This window comes from Microbacterium sp. M4A5_1d (genome assembly GCF_053345465.1).
Map to the genome: position 1 here is coordinate 47,389 of NZ_JBKFAD010000004.1, position 8,626 is coordinate 56,014.

The window sequence follows — 8,626 nt, forward strand, 5'->3', positions numbered from 1 at the left end:
AGTTGCTCCGGTCAGCGGGTGGGGGTCAGTGTGGCGAGGAGGGCGTCGACGCGTCGGGCGATGTCGTCGCGGATCGCTGCGACGCCTTCTGCGGAGGCGAGGGCGGGGTCACCGACGGTCCAGTCCTCGTAGCGGACACCGGGGATGATCGGGCACACGTCGCCGCATCCCATCGTGATGACGACATCCGCCGCGCGCACGGCGTCGTCGGTCAGCGGCTTGGGGAACCGTGGCTCGTCGTTGCCCGTAGTTAGCTCGTCGATGAGGGGCTGTACGTGCGGGTGGATCTCGGCGGCCGGGGTCGATCCGGCCGAGCGTGCGATGACGGCGCCGCCGGAGCGTTGATTCACGAGCGCGGCTGCGAGTTGCGACCTGCCGGCATTCGCGACGCAGACGAACAAGACCTGCGGCTGCCCGTGTGTGCGGTCGCGGGTGATGTCGGTGAGTCGTTGCCGGGCGAACCGCTCGGTGAGGGCCAGCAGGTGATTCTTCACCCGGGCGCTCCTGGCGAGGGACGTGTACGACTCCCGGACGATCGTCGCCACGAGACTGCGGTCGAGCTGCGGGTAGTCCTGAGCGAGAGCATCACCAAGGTGGGTGAGAGCATCGTCGACGTTCTCAAGCCCGGCATGCTCGGGGCGAACCGGGGCGATCGCGGCGGGGGCGAACGAGTCCAGCAGCGTCGTCACGGCTGGGCGGAGAGCGGGCGCGATTCGGTACCACACCCAGGTGCCGCGGCGCTCAGAGGTGAGCACGCCGGTGTCGCGGAGCACCTTGAGGTGGTGCGACACGGTCGGCTGTGACACGTCGGCGAGTTCCGCGAGGTCGCACACGCACGATTCCCCGCGCGCGTCGGTCGCGATCGCAGACAGCATCCGTAGCCGCAGCGGGTCCGACAGTGCCTTCAACGTGGTCGCGATTGCTGTGGCCGCCTCATCCCCGATCGCGTGCGTGGGGGCCGCGGCGCAGGTGTCGTCTGCGGTGGTGATGGTGGCGCTCATCATCGAGTCCTCTCCAGAACGGGTTCGGGTGTTGCGTAGGGGTCGGTGTGGAACCAGGCTCGCGCCGCCCACAGCGAGACGTAGACCAGGCCCACGAGCACGGGCACCTCGATCAGCGGACCGACCACCCCGGCGAGGGCCTGCCCGGACGTGGCGCCGAACGTGCCGATCGCGACCGCGATGGCGAGTTCGAAGTTGTTGCCGGCCGCGGTGAACGCGAGCGTCGACGAACGGGCGTAGCCCAGGCCGAGGGCCTTGCCAGTGACGAGACCGGCGAACCACATGACGGCGAAGTACACCAGCAGTGGGACCGCGATCCGGACGACATCCAGCGGCCGTGAAGTGACCTGCTCGCCTTGCAGGGCGAACAGCAGCACGATCGTGAACAGCAGACCGTACAACGCCCACGGTCCGATCTTGGGCAGGAACGAGTTCTCGTACCAGGCGCGGCCCTTGCGGCGCTCCCCGATGAAACGGGATGCGAACCCGGCGATCAGGGGTACCCCGAGGAACACCAGTACGTTGAGCGCGATCTGCCAGATCGACACGTCCAAGCCCTGACTGTCGAGACCCAGCCATCCAGGGAGGACGGTGAGGTAGAACCAGCCGAGGAGCGAGAACGCGATGACCTGGAACACCGAGTTGATCGCGACCAGCACGGCCGCCGCTTCCCGGTCGCCGCAGGCGAGGTCGTTCCAGATCACGACCATGGCGATACAGCGGGCAAGGCCCACGATGATCAGGCCCGTCCGGTACTCGGGCAGGTCCGGCAGGAACACCCACGCGAGGGCGAACATCAGCGCCGGACCCGCAACCCAGTTCAACGCCAGCGACGAGATCAGCAGCCTTTTATCGCCGGTGACGGCGGCGACCTTGTCGTAGCGGACCTTCGCGAGCACCGGGTACATCATGACCAGCAGCCCGAGCGCGATCGGGATCGAGATCCCACCCACCTCGAGGTGTGACAGCGCTTCGGACAGGCCCGGGATGAACCGGCCGAGGAGGATGCCGCCGGCCATGGCCAACCCGATCCACAGCGGCAGCCACCGGTCGAGGGTCGAGAGGCGGCGGGTTGCGGGCGCTGCGTTGGTCACGCGAAAGCCTCCGCCGAGGCGAGGACGGGCATATCGAGCGCGGCGAGGTAATGCTGCGCGTCTTGGGCTGCGGCGCATCCGGTCCCGGCGGCCGTGATCGCCTGCCGGTATGTGTGATCAACGAGGTCACCGGCAGCGAACACTCCGGTGAGTGAGGTGCGGGTGGAGGGGTGGTCCACCAGCACGTACCCATCGGCGTCTGTGGCGACCTGTCCGGTAACGAGCTCAGAGCGAGGGTCGTGACCGATCGCGACGAACACGCCCGTCACAGGAAGGTCGCGCTCAGCACCGGTGGCAGTGTCGCGGAGGCGAACCCCCTGCACCTTCTCCTCTCCCTGCAAAGCCGTGATCTCGCTGTTCCACGCGACGTCGATCTTCGGGTGCTCGAGCACACGCTCGGCCATGATCCTCGATGCCCGGAACGAGTCACGGCGGTGAACGACGGTGACCTTCCGCGCGAACCGCGTCAGGAACAGGGCTTCTTCCATAGCCGAATCCCCACCACCGACCACGACAATGTCCTGGTCCCGGAAGAAGAACCCATCGCACGTGGCGCACCACGACACCCCGTGGCCCGACAGGCGCTCCTCGTCGGGAAGCCCGAGCTTCCGGTACGCCGACCCCATGGTGAGGATGACGGCGCGGGCGTGGAACGTCTCCCCCGCGCCTGTCTCAATGACCTTCATCTCAGGTGCGAGGTCGACGCGGATCGCGTCATCGAGAAGGATGCGGGCGCCGAACCGCTCGGCTTGACGGCGCATCGTGTCCATCAGCTCCGGCCCCTGAACACCGTCGACGAACCCCGGGAAGTTCTCCACCTCCGTGGTCGTCATGAGCGCGCCGCCAGCGGTGACAGAGCCCGCAATGACGACGGGAGCGAGCCCTGCCCGTGCGGCGTACACCGCGGCCGTGTAACCCGAAGGGCCCGACCCGACGATTACCAGCTCAACCTCTTGAATCGACATGTATCTATATTGACAGATGGCTATGCAGGCCGCAATCCTGATTGATGCAAGCAACACTCACCGAGGGGCGCGACATGAAGACGACCGTCTTGTTCATCTGCCAGCACAACGCTGGCCGCTCGCAGCTGGGCGCCGCGCTCCTAGAGCACCTGGCCGGCGACCGATTCACCGCGACGTCGGCGGGACTATCACCCGCAGGCGAAGTGAACCCGGCCGTTGCCGCCGCGGTCGCTGAGCTGGGCATGGACATCACCGATCGGGTGCCCCGCGCCGTGACCGCGGACGACCTCGATCAGGCCGACGTCGTGGTTCTGATGAAGCCCGGCCTCGCCCTGCCGACCACGCCCCGCGGCGAGGTCCTGGAGTGGTCCTTCCCCAACCCGGAGGCCTGGGACGCCGACGCCGTGAGGCCACTGCGCGAAGCAGTCTCCGACAAGATCCAGACCACGCTCCTCGCACACTGAGCAACGCGAGAGGGGGCGGGATCGCTGACGCGACCCGCCCCCTCTCATGTGTCTGGTCAGACGGTTGCTGGAGCGCGCCCGATCTGGAGCACCTGAGCCGGCGGGGCACAACAGGCACCGCCCAGGGATGCCCCGGAAGCATCGAACAGGCCGGCGCCGCCGCACACGCCCGTGTCGGGCAGCACCAGCTCCACCCGGCGAGCGGCCTCGTGGTCGCCCGCGAGCTCCGCAACGACGCTGCGCACCTGTTCGTAGCCGGTGAGGGCGAGGAAAGTCGGTGCCCGCCCGTAGGACTTCGCGCCCACAAGGTAGAAGTCAGGTTCCGGCTGGGCGAGGTCGGCCGCGCCGGTCGCCGCGACCGAACCACAGGAATGCACGTTCGGGTCGACCTCCGCAGCGATACGGACGGGGGCCTGCAACGTGGGGTCCAGCTCCAACCGCAGCTCCGACAGGAACGACAGGTCGGGACGGAACCCGGTGAGCACCACGACGCGATCTGCGGTGAGTGTGCGGCCATCTTCTGCCACCAGGACCGGGCGGTCTCCATCCATGGTGACACGCTCGACGCGGAACCCGGTCACGAGCGACACCAGGCCGGCGTCGACGAACTCCTTCGCCTTGATCCCCAGCGCCCCGCGTGCCGGCAGCTCGTCGGCCTCACCGCCGCCGAAAGCGTTCCCAGCGGTGGCGCGGCGCAGCGCCCACGTCACCGTAGTGTTCGGGTCACGGCGCGCCATGCGTGCCAGCGCGAGGACCGCGGTCACCGCCGAATGCCCGGAGCCGATGACGACCGTGTGCTTGCCCTCGAAGCCTTCCCGGTCGCGGAAGTCGGGGATGCGGTACGACAGCGACCCGGCAGCGGCCCGCTCGCCCAGCGCGGGCAGACCGTCCGCGCCCGCGGGGTTGGGTGAGGACCACGTACCGGAGGCGTCGATCACCGCGCGCGCCTGCAACCGGTACTCATCTCCCTCGTTCGGCTGCACGTGCACGATGAACGGCTGATCGCCGCGGCCGGCGTCAACAAGGCGGTCGCGGCCCAGGCGGGACACCCCGACAACCCGAGCGCCGTAGCGCACTCGGTCGCCCAGCTCGGTAGCGAGCGGGGCAAGGTAGCTGCTGATCCACTGTGCGCCGGTCGGGTACCCCGTCGCCGGAGCTGCCCATCCGGTGGGCTCGAGAATCCGCGCCCCGGCCGTGTCGATCAGCTCGGGCCACTCCGAGAACAGGCGCACATGTCCCCACTCGGCAACCGCCGATGCTGGGCCGGTTCCAGCCTCCAGCACAACGACTGGCACGTCTCGCTCGACCAGGTGTGCAGCAGCGGCGAGCCCCTGCGGGCCGGCACCGATGACAACCACGGGCAACGCCCTCTCCATCACACTCACTCCTCACGCATCGACAGAACTCGATAGATCGAGAATTGTCGATGTATCGACGAATGTCAATGTGACGTGCCAGAATCGTTCCATGCCCACGACGCTTCCCCTCCTCCCGCCCGACGCGGCGGCGTGCTGCTCGCCGGTCACCGGCAGGGTGCTGACGCCCGACGAGGCCGAGCGGATCGCGCGCACGTTCAAGGCGCTGGGCGACCCCACCCGTGTGCGACTTCTCTCGCTGATCGCCGCATCCGTCGACGGCGAAGCATGCATCTGCGACCTCACCGAGCCCGTCGGACTGTCCCAGCCGACCGTCTCCCACCACATGAAACTGCTCGTCGACGCGGGCCTAGCAACCCGCGAACAGCGCGGCCGGTGGGCCTACTATCGCGTCGTCACCGACGCCCTCGAACAGGCCTCCCGCACGCTGCGCCCATGAGCGGCGTTCTTATACGCGCGATGACCGCCGCCGACTGGCCAGCCGTGGAATCCATCTACCGCGAAGGCATCGCCACCGGCAACGCAACGTTCGAACCGGACCCGCCGATCTGGCCGGCCTTCGACTCGGGGAAACTCGCCCTGGGACGACTCGTTGCCGAGCACGCCGCCGGGTCCGTCGTCGGATGGATCGCCGCCTCACCCGTGTCGTCTCGCGAGGCTTACCGGGGCGTGGTCGAGCACTCGGTCTATGTCGCGGACCGGGCTCGCGGGCACGGCGCTGGCGCCGCACTCCTCGACGCCTTCCTCCGAGCTGCCGACAGCGCCGGTGTCTGGACGGTGCAGTCGAGCATCTTCCCCGAGAACCCCGCGAGCCTCGCCCTCCACGACAGAGCGGGCTTCCGCCGCGTGGGTCACCGAGAACGCATCGCCCTTATGACCTACGGCCCCTGGGCCGGGCAGTGGCGCGACACGATCCTCGTCGAGCGACGCCACCCTCGCTGATTGCGTCCCAAAACTCCGGGCCGAAACGCCTTGTCCCGCAACCTGGTTTCGATACGGGAACCGTTTACGGCACGCCGCGATGAGGAGCCGTGTGCACGTCCCGCAAACGATCGTTTCTGGCAGGACAGGATCGGTTTTCTATGCGTGGGTCCGGGGTGCCCGCTAGGCCGTGTTGCTAAACCTCCTTGGGTTCCTCGTGGGCGAGTCTTAACCGTGTGTCGCGTGATGTGATCTCTGATGAGGCGTGGGCTGTGATCAGTCCGTTGTTCCCGACGGTGAAGTCGACGGGACGGCGGCCGGCGGATCGGCGCATGGTGGTCGAGGCGACGGCGTGGCGGTTCCGGACCGGGGCGCCGTGGCGGGACGTGCCGGAGCGGTTCGGGAACTGGAACACGATCTACAAGGGTTTCAACCGGTGGTCTGAGCAGGGCGTGTGGGCTCGGGTGCTGGAGAATACGCAGTCGCTTGCTCAGCAGGCGGGGGACCTGGACTGGGTGGCGTCGATCGACTCGACGATCGTGCGCGTGCATCAGCACGGCGCCACCCTTCCGCGGGTCACGGGGGGCTCTGTCGAACTACAGGAAGTTCGGGGCTGAGCCGCCTGATCATGCGATCGGCCGCTCCCGGGGCGGGCTGACGACGAAGAGTCACCTGGTCTGCGACGGAAAGGGACGTGCTCTCGCGTTCATCCTCACGCCTGGGCAGGCGGCGGACACCAGCATGCTGGCCGCGACGCTGAGCGAGATCCGCGTCCAAGGCGCGAGAGGTAGGCCGCGGTCGAGGCCGGACCGGGTGATGGCGGACAAGGGCTATCCGTCGAAGGCGAATCGGGCCTGGCTACGCGAGCGCGGGATCGCCGCGACGATCCCTGAGCGTGACGATCAGATCATTCACCGCCGCAAGCGTCGCGGGCGACCGATCGACTTCGGTGGCCAGCAGCGGACCCGCTACCGCGGTCGCAACGTCGTCGAACGGTGCTTCAACAAACTGAAGCAGTGGCGCGGAATCGCGATGCGCTCAGACAAGACCGCCCGCAACTACCACGCCGGACTCTGCCTCGCTGCAACACTCCACTGGCTCTCCAGCGGCGTTTACTGAGCATCGACGTCGACTGCTTCACCCTCGCTGGCCCGCTTCAAGCGCGCCAAGTGGTATCGCCAGCCCTCTTCGTGTTCCGCCGGCAACGAGTGCGGAGTCCGCGCGCGGAAGAATCCTGACTCCGTGAGCGTGACCAAAGTCGACTCCTCGTGCGCGACGAGGTCGATCACTACGTCGAGAGGATGATCCCAGCTTTCTTCGATCCAGCTGAATCCGAGAAGATGCGGCTCGTCGCATCGCGTGACGTTTCCCGTCGCGCTTACTTGGTGGCCTTCCTCGACCCAGGTCTCAACGAGCGGGGAGCCCACGGACGCCTCGAAAAGCATCTCAGGCCACCATGTGCCTCGGCCAGCGGTCAAAAACCGCCAGACAGCCTCAACGGACGCATGGATATCCGTTGCCACCGACACCGAATCACGAAGCACATGAACAAGCTACCGACTCAACAGAAGCCTTTAGCAACACGACCTAGTCGCGGGTCTCCACCGAGTGAAGCCATTCCTTCATGCGGGCGATGGTCTTGTCCGCGCCCACGTTGTCGGGACCGTTGATGTGTCCATGCAGTGTGTTCGGCTCTCTGACGATCTGAACATCGACGCCCGCCGCAGCGAGTTCGCTCCCGAACGCCTCTCCGGAGGCACGGAGCTTGTCGCTGTCGCTATTGACGATGAACGTAGTAGGCAGTCCTCTCAGATTGTGACCGCCAGGGAAGGCATAGGGGCTTTGCGCGGCTACCGGGTCTCCCCCCGCGTAGTAGAGCGCGAGATCGTAGATACTCTGCTCAGGGTTCGGTACTTCATCGGGGAGTGCTGCGACCTTCTCGGCCAGTTCCTCGCTGAATGGCGGCGAAGCTGCATGCGTCATCGGGTACGCGAGCAGGAGTCCCTGGAGTTGTACCGTCGCCTCGTCTCGGAGCTTCACAGCAACGCCCGATGCCAGGGTGCCGCCGGCGCTCGCGCCTCCGATCACCCAGTTATCTGCGCCAGCGATGTCGCCATCGGAGATGAGAGATTCGGTCAGGGCGGCAACCTCTTCCACAGCGACAGGGAAGAAGTGCCCGTCCGTGGCCGGAGCATCGGGATGCAGTCCTTCGGGCACCGGCGCGAGTCGGTAGTCGGCTGCAACTACGACCCGGTCGGCAGCCGCGAGTTGCTGCGCGACCCAATGGCTTTCCGGCATCTCCAGGTCGCCGAACATGAAGGCGCCTCCGTGGAGCCACAGCAGTCCGTTTTCCGGTTCGGAGCCTGCCACGCGATAGATCCGAATCGGCACGTCGCCGTGGGGGCCAGCAAAGGTCGAGTCGACGATCTCGAGTTCCGGCGCGTTCTCTCCCGCGGACTCGGACTCGAGCGCATCGGGCTTCGCCGCAGAGCAGCCGACTAGACCGACCGCGAGCGCAGCGACTACCACGAGGGCTCTGAGATTCAAATTGCGCATGTAACTCTCCATTGGGTTGATATGCCGTGGCCTCGAGTCGACGTCGCGATTGCCGCACCCGCTCTAAGCCATTGAAACGATACATATGAAGTGTCCTGAAGACAATCACTGAGTAAAAACCGGGAACTGGCGCATACGCCGAACGTCTGGCGCCGTATGAGGCCGAAGGACCCTACCGGCGAGGATGTACTGCTTCTGCCAACCGAGGTCACCACCCGCGACCCCCCCCCCCCCCCCCCCCCCCCGAGC

The 8,626-nt window shown here is 66.9% G+C and carries 9 protein-coding genes and 1 pseudogene; 4 read left to right on the forward strand and 6 right to left on the reverse strand.

Going from position 1 to position 8,626, the window contains the following annotated elements; all coding sequences use genetic code 11:
• Positions 1–11 precede the first annotated feature (11 nt).
• From ACLBWJ_RS15630 to trxB, 3 genes are read right to left on the reverse strand one after another with little or no spacing between them, the layout of a single operon-like run.
• A complete protein-coding gene (locus tag ACLBWJ_RS15630; RefSeq protein WP_447660709.1) occupies positions 12–1,001 on the reverse strand; it encodes a metalloregulator ArsR/SmtB family transcription factor in 990 nt (329 codons plus the stop codon).
• Positions 1,001–2,095: an ACR3 family arsenite efflux transporter gene (gene arsB / locus ACLBWJ_RS15635; protein ID WP_447660710.1), complete on the reverse strand. Its 1,095-nt coding sequence runs from the start codon at positions 2,093–2,095 to the stop codon at positions 1,001–1,003. The genes ACLBWJ_RS15630 and arsB overlap by 1 nt, the downstream gene beginning before the upstream one ends.
• The gene (gene trxB, locus ACLBWJ_RS15640) at positions 2,092–3,060 is read right to left on the reverse strand and encodes a thioredoxin-disulfide reductase (protein ID WP_447660711.1); all 969 of its coding nucleotides are present in this window, start codon (positions 3,058–3,060) and stop codon (positions 2,092–2,094) included. The genes arsB and trxB overlap by 4 nt, the downstream gene beginning before the upstream one ends.
• 74 nt (positions 3,061–3,134) lie before the next feature.
• Between trxB and ACLBWJ_RS15645 the strand changes: the two genes are divergently transcribed.
• Positions 3,135–3,524, forward strand: coding sequence for an arsenate-mycothiol transferase ArsC (locus ACLBWJ_RS15645; protein ID WP_447660712.1), 390 nt, complete (start codon positions 3,135–3,137; stop codon positions 3,522–3,524).
• A 56-nt stretch (positions 3,525–3,580) separates the two neighbouring features.
• Here the strand turns inward: ACLBWJ_RS15645 and ACLBWJ_RS15650 are convergent, their stop codons facing one another.
• Positions 3,581–4,900, reverse strand: coding sequence for an FAD-dependent oxidoreductase (locus ACLBWJ_RS15650; protein ID WP_447660717.1), 1,320 nt, complete (start codon positions 4,898–4,900; stop codon positions 3,581–3,583).
• Between the two features lie 91 nt (positions 4,901–4,991).
• Between ACLBWJ_RS15650 and ACLBWJ_RS15655 the strand changes: the two genes are divergently transcribed.
• From ACLBWJ_RS15655 to ACLBWJ_RS15665, 3 genes and pseudogenes are all read left to right on the forward strand, one after another.
• Complete coding sequence (locus ACLBWJ_RS15655) at positions 4,992–5,339, forward strand: ArsR/SmtB family transcription factor (protein WP_447660713.1); 348 nt, start codon at positions 4,992–4,994, stop codon at positions 5,337–5,339.
• Positions 5,336–5,842 carry an N-acetyltransferase family protein gene (locus tag ACLBWJ_RS15660; RefSeq protein ID WP_447660714.1) on the forward strand — a complete coding sequence of 169 codons (507 nt, stop codon included), beginning with the start codon at positions 5,336–5,338 and terminating at the stop codon, positions 5,840–5,842. The genes ACLBWJ_RS15655 and ACLBWJ_RS15660 overlap by 4 nt, the downstream gene beginning before the upstream one ends.
• 215 nt (positions 5,843–6,057) lie before the next feature.
• Positions 6,058–6,940, forward strand: a pseudogene (locus ACLBWJ_RS15665) (IS5 family transposase).
• On the opposite strand, the gene ACLBWJ_RS15670 reads toward ACLBWJ_RS15665, so the two are convergent.
• A complete protein-coding gene (locus ACLBWJ_RS15670; protein WP_447660715.1) occupies positions 6,934–7,365 on the reverse strand; it encodes an SRPBCC family protein in 432 nt (143 codons plus the stop codon). The pseudogene ACLBWJ_RS15665 and the gene ACLBWJ_RS15670 sit on opposite strands and share 7 nt — an antisense overlap.
• 43 nt (positions 7,366–7,408) lie before the next feature.
• A complete protein-coding gene (locus ACLBWJ_RS15675) occupies positions 7,409–8,377 on the reverse strand; it encodes an alpha/beta hydrolase fold domain-containing protein (RefSeq protein WP_447660716.1) in 969 nt (322 codons plus the stop codon).
• Positions 8,378–8,626 lie beyond the last annotated feature (249 nt).